At 25.5% G+C, this 15930-nt stretch carries 13 protein-coding genes and 1 tRNA gene; 9 read left to right on the top strand and 5 right to left on the bottom strand.

Features of this window, described 5'->3' with window-relative positions; genetic code table 4:
* Window position 1 precedes the first annotated feature (1 nt).
* From AAHM97_RS04350 to AAHM97_RS04335, 4 genes are read left to right on the top strand one after another with little or no spacing between them, the layout of a single operon-like run.
* Window positions 2-334, top strand: a complete 333-nt coding sequence (locus AAHM97_RS04350) for a PTS lactose/cellobiose transporter subunit IIA (RefSeq protein WP_342268721.1) — start codon at window positions 2-4, stop codon at window positions 332-334.
* The gene (locus AAHM97_RS04345; RefSeq protein ID WP_342268720.1) at window positions 334-2193 is read left to right on the top strand and encodes a PTS sugar transporter subunit IIC; all 1860 of its coding nucleotides are present in this window, start codon (window positions 334-336) and stop codon (window positions 2191-2193) included. The genes AAHM97_RS04350 and AAHM97_RS04345 overlap by 1 nt, the downstream gene beginning before the upstream one ends.
* Entirely contained in the window at window positions 2183-3403 is a 1221-nt protein-coding gene (locus tag AAHM97_RS04340) for an alpha-L-fucosidase (RefSeq protein WP_342268719.1), read from the top strand. Before AAHM97_RS04345 ends, AAHM97_RS04340 begins: the two co-directional genes overlap by 11 nt.
* A gap of 1 nt (window position 3404) precedes the next feature.
* Entirely contained in the window at window positions 3405-4520 is a 1116-nt protein-coding gene (locus tag AAHM97_RS04335) for a MupG family TIM beta-alpha barrel fold protein (RefSeq protein WP_342268718.1), read from the top strand.
* A gap of 46 nt (window positions 4521-4566) precedes the next feature.
* Here AAHM97_RS04335 and AAHM97_RS04330 read toward each other — a convergent pair.
* The 5 genes from AAHM97_RS04330 to AAHM97_RS04310 form a co-directional block, all read right to left on the bottom strand.
* Window positions 4567-4651 (bottom strand) — tRNA-Leu (locus tag AAHM97_RS04330).
* 23 nt (window positions 4652-4674) lie between these two features.
* Window positions 4675-4872 carry a 50S ribosomal protein L28 gene (rpmB, locus tag AAHM97_RS04325; RefSeq protein ID WP_342268717.1) on the bottom strand — a complete coding sequence of 66 codons (198 nt, stop codon included), beginning with the start codon at window positions 4870-4872 and terminating at the stop codon, window positions 4675-4677.
* A gap of 342 nt (window positions 4873-5214) precedes the next feature.
* On the bottom strand, window positions 5215-6453 hold the full coding sequence (locus AAHM97_RS04320) for an alpha-L-fucosidase (RefSeq protein ID WP_342268716.1): 1239 nt from the start codon (window positions 6451-6453) through the stop codon (window positions 5215-5217).
* A 121-nt stretch (window positions 6454-6574) separates the two neighbouring features.
* A complete protein-coding gene (locus AAHM97_RS04315) occupies window positions 6575-8149 on the bottom strand; it encodes a PTS transporter subunit EIIC (RefSeq protein WP_342268715.1) in 1575 nt (524 codons plus the stop codon).
* 86 nt (window positions 8150-8235) lie between these two features.
* Complete coding sequence (locus tag AAHM97_RS04310) at window positions 8236-9048, bottom strand: MurR/RpiR family transcriptional regulator (RefSeq protein WP_342268714.1); 813 nt, start codon at window positions 9046-9048, stop codon at window positions 8236-8238.
* A gap of 667 nt (window positions 9049-9715) precedes the next feature.
* Here AAHM97_RS04310 and AAHM97_RS04305 point away from each other — a divergent pair.
* From AAHM97_RS04305 to AAHM97_RS04285, 5 genes are all read left to right on the top strand, one after another.
* The gene (locus AAHM97_RS04305) at window positions 9716-10564 is read left to right on the top strand and encodes a hypothetical protein (RefSeq protein WP_342268713.1); all 849 of its coding nucleotides are present in this window, start codon (window positions 9716-9718) and stop codon (window positions 10562-10564) included.
* Between the two features lie 360 nt (window positions 10565-10924).
* The gene (locus AAHM97_RS04300) at window positions 10925-12871 is read left to right on the top strand and encodes a fructose PTS transporter subunit IIB (RefSeq protein ID WP_342268712.1); all 1947 of its coding nucleotides are present in this window, start codon (window positions 10925-10927) and stop codon (window positions 12869-12871) included.
* A 252-nt stretch (window positions 12872-13123) separates the two neighbouring features.
* Complete coding sequence (locus tag AAHM97_RS04295) at window positions 13124-13615, top strand: hypothetical protein (protein WP_342268711.1); 492 nt, start codon at window positions 13124-13126, stop codon at window positions 13613-13615.
* 13 nt (window positions 13616-13628) lie between these two features.
* The gene (locus AAHM97_RS04290) at window positions 13629-14363 is read left to right on the top strand and encodes an ABC transporter ATP-binding protein (protein WP_342268710.1); all 735 of its coding nucleotides are present in this window, start codon (window positions 13629-13631) and stop codon (window positions 14361-14363) included.
* On the top strand, window positions 14356-15261 hold the full coding sequence (locus AAHM97_RS04285; protein ID WP_342268709.1) for a hypothetical protein: 906 nt from the start codon (window positions 14356-14358) through the stop codon (window positions 15259-15261). Before AAHM97_RS04290 ends, AAHM97_RS04285 begins: the two co-directional genes overlap by 8 nt.
* Window positions 15262-15930 lie beyond the last annotated feature (669 nt).

Here is a 15930-nt window from a genome sequence, read left to right as displayed (position 1 = left end):
TATGAATAATAAAGTTTCAACTACAGATATAAGTATGGAATTAATCTCATATTCTGGTGAATCAAAGGCAACGGCTCTAAAGGCTATTAAGTTTGCAAAAAAAGGTGATTTTGTAGAGGCAAATAAATTAATTGCCAGTGCTAAGGAGATGATATTGAATGTTCATAGAATCCATGCGGAAATAATACAAACTGAAGCAAGCGGTAAAGAGTATGATATAAATACATTATTTATTCACGCACAAGACCATTTCATGTCAGCTTTAACAGTCAATGAATTGGCCGAAACTATAGTAATATTATTTGAAAGACTTAATGAAGGAGGAAAAAAATAATGACTATTGAAGAAGAAAAAAGTAGTTATTTGGAGAAAAAAAGCCAAATTATCTCTGAGAAAAAAAATAAACTATCTTCCCCAGCTACTTATAAATTTGAGATACCAGATATAAAAGAAGCGGCAAAAGTGGAAATCCAAACATTAAAAAATGAATATAAAAATAAAATATTTGAAATGAAGGATCCAGAGAAGTATAAAATATATCTTTCTCAAAAAGAAAATGAGGCACAGATTATTGAGCTTCAAAATCAATATTATGAAAATTTAGCAAAAGTTGAGAAAAAACTAAAAAGGGCTAGAAAAAATAAAACATTAAGTAAAATTGAAAAAAAAGTTTTAATAAGTGAGGCAAAAGAGGACATTAAGAAATTTAGAGATGAAGAAAGTCCAAATTTGAAGTCACAAATAAAAACGATAGAAGAAAAAAATGAACATGGTGTTAATAAAATAAGAAAAAAAATTAATACAAGCAAGGTTATGTTAAATAGAACAAACCATATTGTAATGCCATATTTAAGTGCTTTATCGAATCAAAAACACTTAGTTGCTATAAGAAATTCATTTGCATCACTTATACCAATAATAATGATTGCATCATTTATTACAGTTATAAGAAGTATTCCGTGCAGTACAGATCCAAACTCACCGCATGCATACTTAAAAAGTTATTTTCCAGCAAAATTAGATAATGGACTAGCCGTCATTTCTACATTAACACTCGGTTTAATGGCGGTAGGGTTAGCATTTGGTATTGGAGTTAATTTAGCCCAACAGTATAATGAATCTGCAGCAATTGGAGGTTTAATGGGGTTTATTGGATTTATTTTATGAGTAGGAATTAGTTCTGATTACTCTACACTAAGCCTAGCATATGTTGGAGCACAAGGTATATTCGTAGCTCTGATTGGTTCTATTATAATGGTTGAGATGTATAGGATATTTAAAAAATATAATATTACTATTCGATTACCAAAACAAGTTCCACCCGCTGTTGGAAACTCATTTATAGCAATCATACCAGCAGTTGTTTATGCAATGTTTGTTATTTTGATACGTTATATTTTTGATTTTGACTTAATTATACAAATGCAAAACATATTATCTCCAATAGGTAGTGCAATTAATGATAACTTTGGAGCCGTTATTTTAATAGTATTATTTAATTCATTCTTCTGATTTTTAGGAATACATGGTAGTGCCATTACAGGTATAATAACATATCCTTTCTGGTATCCAGCTATCGCAAGTAATCAAACTTGGTTTACAAACGGAATGCATGGAGAATGTCCATATCAATATCCAGAACCATATTATCAATGAATGATTTGAATAGGTGGCGCTGGTTCTGTAATTGGGTTATCATTTGCATCTATATTCTTTTCAAAATCAGTTCAAAATAAAAGTATGTCAAAAGCAGTATTTATTCCATCATTATTTAATATTTCTGAACCAATGATGTTTGGTTTCCCAATTGTTTTAAACTTTTATTTATTCATACCATTTATGCTAACACCAGTTGCTTGTGCAATTGTATCTACAATTTTGATTAAAATTGCGGCAATTCACTGAGTTGTTTTAGCACCTTGAAGTTTACCAGCTCCAATTGGAAGTTATCTAGCTTCTGGAGATAACTACTGGGCTATTATAGTATCTATGATTTCTATAGTAGTTGCGACATTAATTTGAACACCATTTTTCATAATATGAGATAAAACTTTATTAGCAGAAGAAAGAAATAATAATCAAAAAGAAGCTGATAAATTGGGAATATCTGTTAGAGAAATGTTAATTAACAAAACTTTGGAAAAACAAAATAAAAAAAATAAAGCCTTAAAAAATAATAACTATGAAAAATAGAATTAAGGATTTTAGAAATTTAGGATTAGGATTGTTCATCCATTATGGTTTATATTCTAAAATGGAAAAGGGTGAATGGTATTTAGAAATGAATAAAATGTCCGAGGAACGATATTATAATTTAATTGGAAAAGATTTTCAACTCAAAGCAAATTTTAAAAATCTAATTCCCTTTTTTAAAAAATGTCAAATAAAATATATCGTTCTTACAGCGAAACACCACGATGGGTTTTGTTTGTTTGATTCAAAAGGTCAATCTAAATATGATATCGGGTGATTAAATACTAAAAAGGATGTTATAGAAGAATTTATAAATGAATGTCATAAAAACGATATTAAGCCTTTTATATATTACGCAACAATGGAGTGAACACAAGATGCCAAAAATTTTTCAGTAAATGTTGAAAAAATATATAATAATGTAAAAAATTTATTGACCAAATATAAAGAAAAAATTTCTGGTTTTTGATTTGATGGAAATTGATCCGAAAAAAATAAAGATTGAAAACTTGATAAATTGTATAGTATGATCAGAAAATATAATAAAAATTGTATTATTATAAATAATACCGGTTTAGAAGAAAAAGGCCAAATAGTTCATGAGGAAATTGATAGCGTAACATTTGAACAAGGAAAAGAAGAAGAGTTTTGTAATTTTAAAAACTGTGATATTGGATTTGAAATCTGTTATTCTATTAATGACCATTGAGGATATTCTAGATTTGATTTCAATTTTAAACCACTTTCAAGCATAATATCAGATTACGTCTCAATTCGAAAAAATTATGGAAATTTATTATTGAATATTGGTTTAGATAAAAATGGAAATTTAGGCAACTTTGAGAAATGGTACTTATCTAAAATAGGAACTTGGATTAAGGAAAACAAAAACTGTCTAAATGGAGAAATAAGATGCCTCTATAATGATAAATATATTTCTTTAATAGAAAATGTTACACAAAATAAATATTTCATAATAGTTAGAGGTCTTAATTCTGGGGGGCATGTAGAAACAATTCACTATGGTAGCCAAAAAAATGTCTTTTCAATTAAATATTTTTTAAATAAAGAAATAAAAAAAATAAGATATCTTGATAATAATAAGGATTGCTATTATAATATTGAAAAGAATGAGCTAAATATGGAAATTGAGTCTTTTGAATATGGAACCAATTATATAGTAAGGCTATTAGAAATGGAGTGTGAGTAACATGTTTAAAAAGAAACTTGGGATATCAATATACCCCGAAAAATTACCAATTAATGAAACAAAAGATTATATAAGTTTAGCAAAAAAATATGGTTTTACTAAAATATTTATGTCTTTTTTACAATTTAGAACTGTTGAGGAATTTAAAAAGAATAAAGACATTTACTTTGATGTTATTAGGTTTGCAAAAAAAAATGACTTTTATGTTGTTGTAGATATTGCAGATCTAGCATTAAAAGCAACAGGTTCTAACTTTAAGGATCTTAGTTTCTTCATAGAACTTGGCGTTGATTGTTTGAGATTAGATTCACCCTTATTACCTTCTGATGTGGCATTTTCAACACATAGAAATAAAATAGATATTCAAGTAAATGCTTCAAATAATGACCATTTTATAGATAATATTCTGGATTATAAACCTGTAGTTGAAAATCTATATGCATGCCATAATTTTTATCCACAAAAAAATACTGGCTTAGGATGAGAATATTTTATTGATTCATCAAGAAGATTCTATAATAAAGGTATTCATTTATCCGCTTTTGTTAGCTCTGAGTATGGTACCAAAGGACCTCAAATGGAGGATGTAAAAGAATTAGTAACTGTTGAGAGACATAGATTTAAGCCGATAAGAACTCAAGCGAAAGAGTTATGAGCAACGGGGTATGTTAGTGATATATATATTGGGAACCAACCAGCTAAAGAAGATGAATTAGCAGAATTATCAATAATAGATAATACATTAATCGAACTTGATATAGTTGAAATCACAAAAATTTCTCCATTGGAAAGAGAAATATTATATAGAAATGACCACTTTTGTAGGGGTGATATAAATGAAAATTATATTCGTTCTACAATGCCGCGAATATATTATCAAGGAAAAGATAATATAAAACCTATAGTTAATAACAAAAAATCATATAATCGTGGCGATATACTAATTATAAATAATAATGATAAAAACTATCAATATGAGTTAATAGTTATATTAAAAGATGACTTTAAAAATCTCGGAAAGGAAGTAAATCATGTTGCGAGTGTTAACAAATATGATTTAGATCTTATAGAATTTGTAAAAAGTTGAACAAGTTTTATTTTTAAAAAAACTAAGTAAGGCAAAGAAATAAAAAAACCCTTAAAGGGTTTTTTAATTTCTTAGTTGGTGCCCTTTATCGGAGTCGAACCGATACAGATTTCTCCGGTAGATTTTGAGTCTACTGCGTCTACCAATTCCGCCAAAAGGGCAAATAGCTTAAAATCTTTTGATTTTAAGCTATTTTTTCATTTTTTCTCAATGTTCTCAATGTTTTTGCAGAAACTTTTATTCGTTCTGGTGTTCCATTTTCATTGATAATAGTTACCTTTTGTAAATTCAAGTTCCATTTTCTTTTATTAGCATTCAAAGCGTGTGATCTTGAATTTCCAGATAAAGGACCTTTTCCTGTTAAATCGTCTTTTCTAGCCATATATATCACCTTCCTTTTATATTTTATATTATTTTTTATACAAATTTTTATAATATTGTTATATTTACTTAATTTTTTAAATTAATATTATTGCTTCATTATTACAACATATTTTTGAAAGGAAAATAAAAGTAGTCAAAAATCATGTTATTTATTATTTCATTTTTAAACAATATGATTTAGATGAAAAAATATAATTACAATATTTTTCTACCCTTTTATAATAAAAGGTAATATAATAATTATGTGTAAATTGTAGTTAAGCATAAGGGAAGCTAAGTGTACTGGAGGATAAAACCTCCAGTACACTTAGCTTCCCTTATGCTGTATTATTTTGAACTGTTACTTTATTTGAAATGGTCTAACTATTGTATTATATCCATAATTAAAAGCTGTTGGTGTAATTGTTAATATATTATCATTAACTAAAATTGTAGAATCTTCATTATTATCTAGAAAAATTAATTTATTATTGTAAAATTCTATTTTTGAATTAAGAAAATAATTTCTAGAATTTTGTACCTTACCACCATTTTGAATAATTTTAACATGTCCTCCTGATGGTATATTATATAGAAAACCAAATATTGCTCCATCGTGTGTTTGTACTATAAAATCGTCTTCATTTGCTGCTACAATATCATAATTTGAAAAAAGAAAATATGCATATTTTTTTACCCACTTGTGAAAAATTTTAAGAGATTCTTTTTCTATTCCTAACAATTCTCCATTTTTATCTATCGAGATATTTAACAAATAGTTTGCTTTCTCACGTCTAGCTTGTAGAAATTTTAGTATTAAATATTTTACTGATTTATAATTATAATCGTTTTCAGCATAACCTCAATGATCATTAAATGATTGACAAGCTTCTGCTGCGAGATCTCTTTTGAAATTATTATAGTTTATTTTTTGTAAATGTGCTTGTTCATATGTTATTGAATCAACTTCTATATTTTGTTCTTTTCCAGAGTTTGTAAGACCAGAATTATTTATAATCATTGCTTCTGGATTTTTTTCTCTAATAATTTTATATAACTTTTCTTCTTTTCATTTTTCATTTTTTCTTGATCAATTACCATCAAATCAAAATCCATCAACTCTTGGATAATTTTGTAATATAAGTTGTATTTGATGATTTATTTTATCTAATTGCTTGCAAAATTTAATTCCCATATCATCTCAACATCAATCCATTGTAGCATAATATACAAGTATTTTTATGTTATTTTTTTTGCATTCAATTATCATTTCCTTCAATATATCAATTTCATCGATAGTTCACGTTATGTCATATTTGGAGGTTTTTTTTGAATCAAACAAGCAAAAACCATCATGGTGCTTTGCTATAAAAACAATATAATTAAATCCGTTTATTTTTGCAGAATTAACAATATCTTTTATATTTAATTTTAAATTTATTTTGTTATTCTCTAAAAATAATTCATAGTAACTTTTAAATGACATATTATACATATTATAGTACCATTCTCCTTTTGCAATCTTGTTATATAAGCCAAAATGAATAAATAACCCAATCCCAAGGTTTCTAAAATTTGTAATTCTTTTTATTTCTTCCATTATTTGACTTCTCCCTTGAATTCTTCGTATTCTTTTAATAGATAGTTCTTAACCAATTCCACCCCGCTACCAACTATTATTTGTAAAGAATTTTTTCCTATTTTCTTTAGACCATAAACACCTATTTCTTTAATTTTTTTTCATCAATATTTGAATTATCCTTTAAAACTAATCTTAACCTTGTAGCACAATTTGAAATATCTATAATATTATTCAGTCCTATTAATTCCGCTATTCTTATAGCGATTTTTTTCTCTTTTTCTTCTATAAAATCTTTTTTATTATTATTTATTATTAATTCACTATCCCGACCAACCGTTTTTATATCCCTGAACTTAATTAAATAGTAGAATGTAACAAAATAACAAAGTGCTGTTATTATTGCAATTGGAATTAGTCACAAAGGATTTGCTCAAAACCTATTATTTGATAGTGTAGCCATTTTTCATGATGTGTAAAAACTAATTAAATAATCCACTCATCCAGCACTAAATCCAAATCCAGATCTTATTCCCATGGCTGCTGGAATTGTTCCAAATATTGCATTTAGCGTTGACTGTATAAAGTATATTAGAGGTGATGCATATCATATTGGTAGGATTAGGGGTTCACCAACTCCCGTTAACGAGCAAACAAAACATATAGGTAGCATTAATCCCATTACTTCTTTTGTTCGCTCTTTTTTAGCGTTCATAATAATAGCGAATGTTACCCCTCAATAACCACCCATAATTTCGGGAAAAGAACCTATTTGAAATAATCCAGAACCATTAATTCCAGCTAAAAATGCTGTTATATCACCATTTACTGTATATGTGTTACCAGCTATATAATCTCCATTATTGAACAATGCTTCTCCAGTTATGGGTAGTTGAAATCATAAAAATGTATTTAAAATTTGATGAAGACCGAATAAAACCAATAAAGACTTTAACAATGTGTGTATAAATGTTCCAAAGTAACCAAGATTGATTAATTCTAACCCAAGTTTTACTAGACCTATTTGTACTCAAGGTCATAATGCTGCGAAGAATATTCCAATTGGTAGCATAACTATTATTGATATTACACATACAAATCTGCGCCCTTCAAAAAATGCAAATGCTTGCGGTAATTTAATAGTGGAGTAATGATTATATAATCAAGCAGTAATAGAACCAGAAACTATTCCTCCCAAAACCCCAATATCTAAACCCCAAGTGACTTGGTTGCTTTTTACAATGTATAATAATTCGCTATATCCATTAAGCACACTTAGTGTATCATTATTTTTCCCCTTATGATAAACCATGACTCTGTCATAAAATAATGAAGGTAAAGAATATTCAGTTAATAATGATTGTAGCACCAAACATGCTAAAGCTCCAGCTAAGGCTGCTTCACCACGACTATCTTTTGAAAGGCCAAATGATAAACCTATTGCAAAAACAAGTGGCAAGTATGTAAATGCTGGTTGTCCCATTGAAGACATTATTTTACCAACATACCACACACCAGACTTCTCAGTTATCCCTTTAATTGTTGTATCAGACATCAGTGTTCCAAATCTAAGTAATAGCGCAGATATCGGAAGAACAATAATAGGAAAAACCATAGCCCACCCTAAATATTGTAATTTAATAAAAAATTTACTATTTGATATACCTATCCTATCTCGTATCGCTTGAAAAGGAGACGGTTTTTTTATAGTATCCATATTCATTTTCTTTCTACGGGTTTAACCCTAATTAAATTATAATTCTAAACCTGTAGAAAGTAGAAACATTATTATGAAAGTTTTTACTAGTATATATCTTGAGATTTTATTTTTTTATCTAAATTACTTTTTTCAAATAAATGCTCTATTATTAACATTAAGGTAAGTAAAAACGAAACCTCCGAGTTATCTCTTCCAAATTTATGACCTTCATTATAGGGGATTTGGATAATTATGTCATTATCATTTTTTACTGTAGTTATTTTATCTTCGTTTTTTGTGGTGGTTATTATAATCTTCCTACCATTCGATACTTGAATATTTTGGAAAATTTTATCTCAATGTTCATTTCTAAATTTAAAGGATACTAGTATATGTATGCTATTATCTTTTTTATTTTGCGAATATGCCAACTGGTCATCTCTATCATTTAAATAAATTGAATTGATATTCATTCTGATTAGGTAATTTTTGAATATATTGATTATGTTTACATTGCCACCAAAACCGTAAATATAAACATTCGATGCTTCTAATATTATGGTTGAGATACTAATAATATCATTTTTTATTTTCCTAAAATAAAAAATATTTTTTTGTAAAATTTCTAATAACTCATCATTTTTTTGTTCAATTTCATAAGAATAGTCTATTTTATCTTGAGAAAGTTCATATAGTAATTTAAATTTTAACTCCTTAAATCCAGAAAGACCCAATTCTTGAGAAAATCTTGTTATTGTTGCTTGAGATGTGAACGTAGAGTTTGCTATCATTTTAATTGATAAGCTACCAATGTTTTCAATATTGTTATCTAAATAGCTTGCGATATCAATATAACTTTGATTAGTTTTTTTATTTATCAATATTTTTATTTTTTCCATTGTTCTAATATTTTTCATTATAATCTCCATTTAGTTATAGTAATTATCCCAGCGATACACAATAAAAACCCAAACAAAGCAAAAAAAATAAAAAGATTTGATTTAATGAAACTAAATATATTATTTTTCTTTGAGTTAAAATTAGATCGCTTGAATTTTGATTTTTTCAAATAAAAATCAACAAGAATAGATGTTATAGAAATAAATAATCCTATAATTATAATTATTATAGGAATTGTAATTGATTGTAAATCAGTAATATAAAAATTCATATTCCTCCTAAATAAATTAATAATTTATATCATAAAGAAAATTTATATAATAAATTATTAGTATATTTCCCTTAAGACAAACTTATTTTACACAAAAAAAATATTTATTTGTAAAATAAATATTTAATTAAAACTATATATTTTTTTGTATATTTTTAACCTGCAATATTTAAAAAACGAAATACATATCTGTGATAATAATTTCTATTTTTGAGAAGAAGAGACAATTATAGTTAATAATAATTTTCTTTTATTTAGCTTATTATGTTGTAAATAGATCTATATCATTGTTTAGAATTATAATAATTTAATATTTATCTTTAATATTTTTTTGTATTAGTCAGGCTTTTTATGAACTAAGTCTCTTTTCATTGGTATAATATTTATATGCTTAAGGAGTAATATAAAAAATTATGAAAATAAAAAAAAGAAAATATGAAATGCTTAGCATAATATATGCAATATCTATTGGAATAATAGGACTAATTTTTGTTGTTATTGACTATTTTGTCAATTTAAATGCAATTTCTAGTTTGAAAAATATTGAAAATATAGAAGGGCAAAAGAAAAAAGTTATTAATTATTTACAGGTTGACGGATGAACACAAACATTAAACTTTTTTACTTTTTTTACTCAACAAACTAATATACTGTGCTGTGTATTTTTAATAATGTATGGAGTTCATTACTACAATATGAGTTTTAGAAAATCATTGTCGAAGGAATGGGCAAACGTGATAGCGGTTTATATCTCTATTACTGGCTTTGTGGGAATGTTTATGTTTATTAATATTCTATCTAATCCAAAATTTGATTGGTATAATTTTGTTAACTTATGATACCATTTAATATTTCCCATATTATTTTTAATTTACTACCATATCATGTTTAATAACAAAGAAGAGTTTGTAATAAAGAAATATTTTAAAAAAGAAATATGATATGGAATGATATACATCATTGCTTGAGCATTTGTTGAAATATGAAGATTTATTGTTGTTAAGGAGGCAAATGTTGGTAAATTATTTATTGATGGAGCAACAGTTGATGGTAATAAATATGAATACTATATGAATGCTACGCATTACTTTGGAGACTTACAAACAACAGTTGCAATTGTTTCTGCTATTATTTTTGCAATAGTTGCCTTTACATTATATATATTATTATCTTTCTTATATTTGATCGCATCTAACCACGTTATAAAACATAAATTTTATAGTAAGTATGTTTTAGCAAAACAAATTGAAGAAAAAAATTAAATATTATAAATTATAATATTATTTCTTTGTTAATTTAATTTTTAGTTATTGCCATTAAACTTATTTTTACAATAGTATTATTTTAATTTTCCCTTACTATAATTAATCATTTTTTTATTTTAAAAAGTATTTGCGTTTTTAATTCTTAAAATCAAATATTTAATCTATCGATTAATTTTGCTAATAATTAACTTTGTATATTATTATACACAGTCTTTTTGTATTATTAGCATTTATTATACCCTTATGAACACATTAATGTATTATAAATAACAAATTAGTTCAATTTTATTTTTATAATTATTTTATTTAAAAAAAGGGGTATAATAGAATATATTAATGATAAATTGGATGGTAATTATGAATAGTAAACAACTTGATATTAAAAATATATATTTTATTGATGAAAAACTTGATAAGGCTAACATTCTCAAAAAGATTGCATCTATCTGTTGTGATGAACTTTCGTTATTTGATAATAAGGATATTTTATTTAATAAATTAGTAGATCGAGAAAAAAAAGATACTACAGGTTTTGGTAACCAAATAGCAATTCCACACACTATTATAAACAGTTTTAGACAACCAATAATAATCATACTGAAGTTAAAATATCCTGTTGAATGAAACTCGTTGGATAATAGACCTGTAAAATTTATTATTTCTATGTTGAGCCCTAACAATAATGAACACATAGATGCAATGGGTGAAATTGCCAAATTATTAATGAATGAAATTATAATAGAACAATTATTAAATGCAAGAAACAAGAATGAATTATTAGAAATAATTAGTAATAATATTAACTTTGAGAATAAAATATCTATTGATGATAAGCAACCTATTAATGGTCAACCTTTTTATTTGGCAGTATCTGCTTGTACATATGGCCTTGCACACACATATTTGGTTGAAGAAAAACTTAAAAAATATGCCAATGATAAAGATTTTATCATTAAGGTGGAAACTCACGGTACTAAGGGTGACCTTAATATTATCACAGATGAGGATCTTGAAAAAGCGAGTGGAGTAATAATTGCAGTTGACAGAGTTATAGACATATCTCACATAAAACATAAAAATATTATAAGAGTTAGAACATCTGATGTGTTAAAAAATACAGATAAAATCTTTAATGGTCTCAATGGCGAAAAAAGAGGAAAAATTTTTAGAAATTTTTTTAATATAACAATTTATAAAAATTTTAATTATTCTTCAAATATTGCATTAAGTATAATGATGTTTCTAGGAGTTACAATTAGTTTTTTGATATATATTAGTAAATGAACCAATATTGAAAATTATGAAAATATAATAAAATATTCCCAAGCTGTTGCGTTATTAGGACCGGTAATCCTAATATCTAGACTTCTCTATATTTGTTTTGATAAGAGTCTTATAATTATGGGATCTAGTTTTATAGTTATAGGGTCAATAACAGAATATAATTTTTTTGAGTTTAACATAAAAAGCATCGGAACCATAGCAATGTTAGTATTATTCACTCTTTTATTTGTAATGCATAAGCTACTCTCTTTTATTAATAATATTTTTTTTGGTAGAAAAAAATCTATTTTATCAAAAGGGAATCAAGATGTTCTAAAAAATTTATATGAGGGCTTTATGTGAATTTATAACATATTAATACCAATTGCTATTATGCTATTATTATGCCTTTGCTACAAATATATAGCAAACATTAATTACCAATTTTATAATAAAATTCATAATATGAATAATAAGATATGGTTTAGATTTTTTATAACATACATATTTATAATAGGGATGCTCTGGGATTGTGGTGGCCCAGTTAATAAATGATTTTTATTAATATCGGGAATTTTATTTTATGATTCTATGGCTATTGATATTAGAGATATTTGAATGACACCAATAACAGCAACTTCAATTGCTATAGTTTTACCTGTTAGTTGTTTATGAATAAGAGGTATAGTTTGAAGAAATAGGATGTCTAATGAGGAAAAACTAGCAACAAAAGAAGCAAATAAATGCATGTTAAAATCTATATCAGAAGGGTTTATTTATTTTAAGGAAAAATATAAATTAAGAGCACAACTTGCAAACTTTATCACAGCTATTTTTATCGGTTTATTAATATCGTTATTCAATCTAAAATTTTATGGTGGGTTACTAAATCTATTTGGAATAATATTTAGTTTTTCAACCACTGATACTATTGGTTATCCAAATATTGGTTTTGGCATTATTATAATAAGTGAAATTTTATTGGGCGGTCTTATTCATACAATTATTTATCCTCCAAAGAAATCTAAATCCGTTAAATAGCAATTATATATAATAAGTAAATCTAAGTGTAATTAATTACACTTAGATTTACTTATTATTTTTTATTTTCAATAAAATGTAAAATAAACATTATTTATAACAAAATCTAATTTTCTGGATAAATGACGAAATATTTATTTTAATAATAAAGATAATGTATAATAGTGTTAATAGGTGTTGCATTTTACATTTGAATATTTTCTTGCTAACACTTTAATTTTAAATAGTAAATATTTAGAAATAGGAGTATTTATGAAAAAAATATTAAAATATTTTGGTGCTTTATCACTTATAACAATACCAATTAAAGGCACCGTTTCTTGTGGGATAGATAATATAAATATGCCAAACCCTTTTGATAAGGATAAAACCCTTTTTATAAAAAAAACAATGCTTCAGAGTGATGAAAATAATCAAAACTATATATTTATTAGTCCATATTGAATGGGCAGCATATTTAGAACCGATAGTGCTAATTGTAAAACATCAGATGATAATATAAAAGTTGATGTTGTGTATGATGATAATAGGCCTCTGCGAATGTCATATTTTCAAGATGAAGTTTCTGGATCTATAGAGTGTTGTTATTTTGAATTAAAAGTTGTTTTTACTCAAAAGATAAATTCCAATAAGAAACAATCGGAAATAACAACAAAATTTGAGTATGAATCAAACGATAACACACAAAAAAAACAAATTGTTAAAGAAATAAAAATTAGATTAAATTATAGTAAATTTAAATAGATAAGGTTGAAATATGAAGGTAATTTTTAACAGTGTTAATAAGATGTTTGATAATGAGGCTGGTTTGACTAATATAAACCTAGAAATTGATAAAGGGATTATTGGTTTATTGGGTGTTAATGGTGCGGGTAAGACTACATTTTTGCGCTTATTAACTGGTTTTTTAATACCAAATGAAGGTGATGTTAAAGTTAATAATGTATTTACTAAAGATCGTTTGTTTAATCTAGACAATGTGGGTTATATATCCAGTGAAGATGATCTTCCCAATTCATTAACTGTTAAACGATTTGTTTCTATTTTTACATCACTGAATAAAGATAAAAAAAGTAATGTTAAAAATATAGCAAAATTATTAAATTTTAAATTAACTTCAAAAAAGAAGATAAAAGAATTATCAACAGGAATGAAACAGAAACTAAAAATATGTTTAACATTAGGTTATAGCCGAGATATTTATCTGCTCGATGAACCTACAATTGGCCTTGATCCAGTAGCTTCAAAATTACTTTCTGAATTTTTAAAGGAAATTGCAAATGATAAAATAATAATTTACGCATCGCACATATTGGAAGATATTGCGAATTTATGTAACAAAGTAATTGTTATTAAAGAAAATGAAATATTTAAAAATGAGGATATATCAAATTGAGATGAGTTATTAAGTAAACAGATGGAGATATATTATGAATTTTACTCAAATAATCAAAAGATTAAAGATATAATAGATGGGGCGGAAGATGACTAATAAGAAAGAAAAAAATAGTTTTATTAAAAGTAAATTTAGAAAAAAATTAATATTTTTTGGAAATGTTGTTAGCATCAACAAGGTATGGTTTATATGTTCAATAATAGCCCCCGTGGTCATTATTTTCATATTTAGTTTTATATATCTTAGTGAAGACGGTAGGGCAAAATGAGATAATAGTCTTTTAAAATTAAAAGAATCTAACTCACTTTCTAGATTATTTAATGCGGTCCAGTTTGATCTTCTAGTATTTTTTGGTTTATTTTATTTGGTGGTTTTTTCAACCATTACTATGTTTGCGTTCTTTTTATTTTTTTACCAGCTTCGTAATAAAAAATTTAGGTTTGCCTTTTATTCTGGGTTAAGTAGAAACGAAGTATTTTTTATTCTATTGTTTGTGGTCATTTTCTATGTATTTATAAATTCCTTAATTGATATTATATTCACAACATTAGTAAAACTACCATATTTTCAAAGCACTCCATCTGCTTGTTGAGAAATATTTAATATATATATGAATGTGTTATTATTAACAATTTTAATATTATTGGGCGGATATTTATTATGAAATAAATCATTAGTTTTATATATAGTTTTGGTTACAATTTCAACTGGATTAATCATTATATTTGCTTGTATCTGCAGATTTGATTTCCTAGTTCTATTTATTGTTAAAAATTCTAATAAATATAACAATGGTATAAGCCTTGTTCGTTACTCAACCCTAATGCCAGAAAGCTTTCTTGGAATTATTAAATGTATACCAATAATATTCTCATCGATGACAAGTGTGATGGTTGATGGGATAGATAAATTTATTAACCTAATTTACTTTATAGTATTAGGTGGTTTGGCAACACTGTGAATGTATTTCTTAAATAGAAAAATTTCATTATAACATTAATATAAAATAAATATGAGCACCCATATAAAATGTGGTGTTAAATGTTATAGAGAATTTAATGTCTGGTATTTTTAGTTTTTATTGACTTGTTTAATTAACTTAAAATATTTTTTTAATTTATTTATCTAATTAGATTAGAATGCATAGTAACTTTATTTAATTGAAATTTATTCTCAAAAAAATCTTTCTTAGATATGATAACAATAATATTGTTGTACTAAATTGGCATAAGAGAAGATAAGTGTATTGGAGGATAAAACATCCAGCTTTTTATAAAGTGGAAAATAATGAAAAATAAGCATTATGATAAGAATATTAAAGAAATTTTTGTAGAAAGATTTAAAAATTGTGAATGTGCAAAAAAAATAAAGATGTTGTTGATCAAAAACGATTAAAATTACAGAATAAATAAATAAAAGAATTAAAAAGAGAAAATAAAGCTAAAAAAGGAGATATACAAAGCATGACTAGATAACTTATTATTAAAAGGGAAATATGAAGTATTGGAAAAGTCTATGCATTCTTGCACAGCCATGGTGATGATGAATTTGATGAGGATGAGTAAGAAGGATAAAATTAACATACAAAAATCAAAAATTTATAAACATTACTCATGTTCACAAATATACTTATATGTAGCAAATTTTAATTTAAACACAAAAT

Origin of the sequence: Spiroplasma endosymbiont of Aspidapion aeneum (assembly GCF_964031045.1) — a bacterium.
Classification (GTDB): Bacteria; Bacillota_I; Bacilli_A; order Mycoplasmatales; family Mycoplasmataceae.
This window is presented reverse-complemented; position numbering and strand designations above follow the sequence as displayed.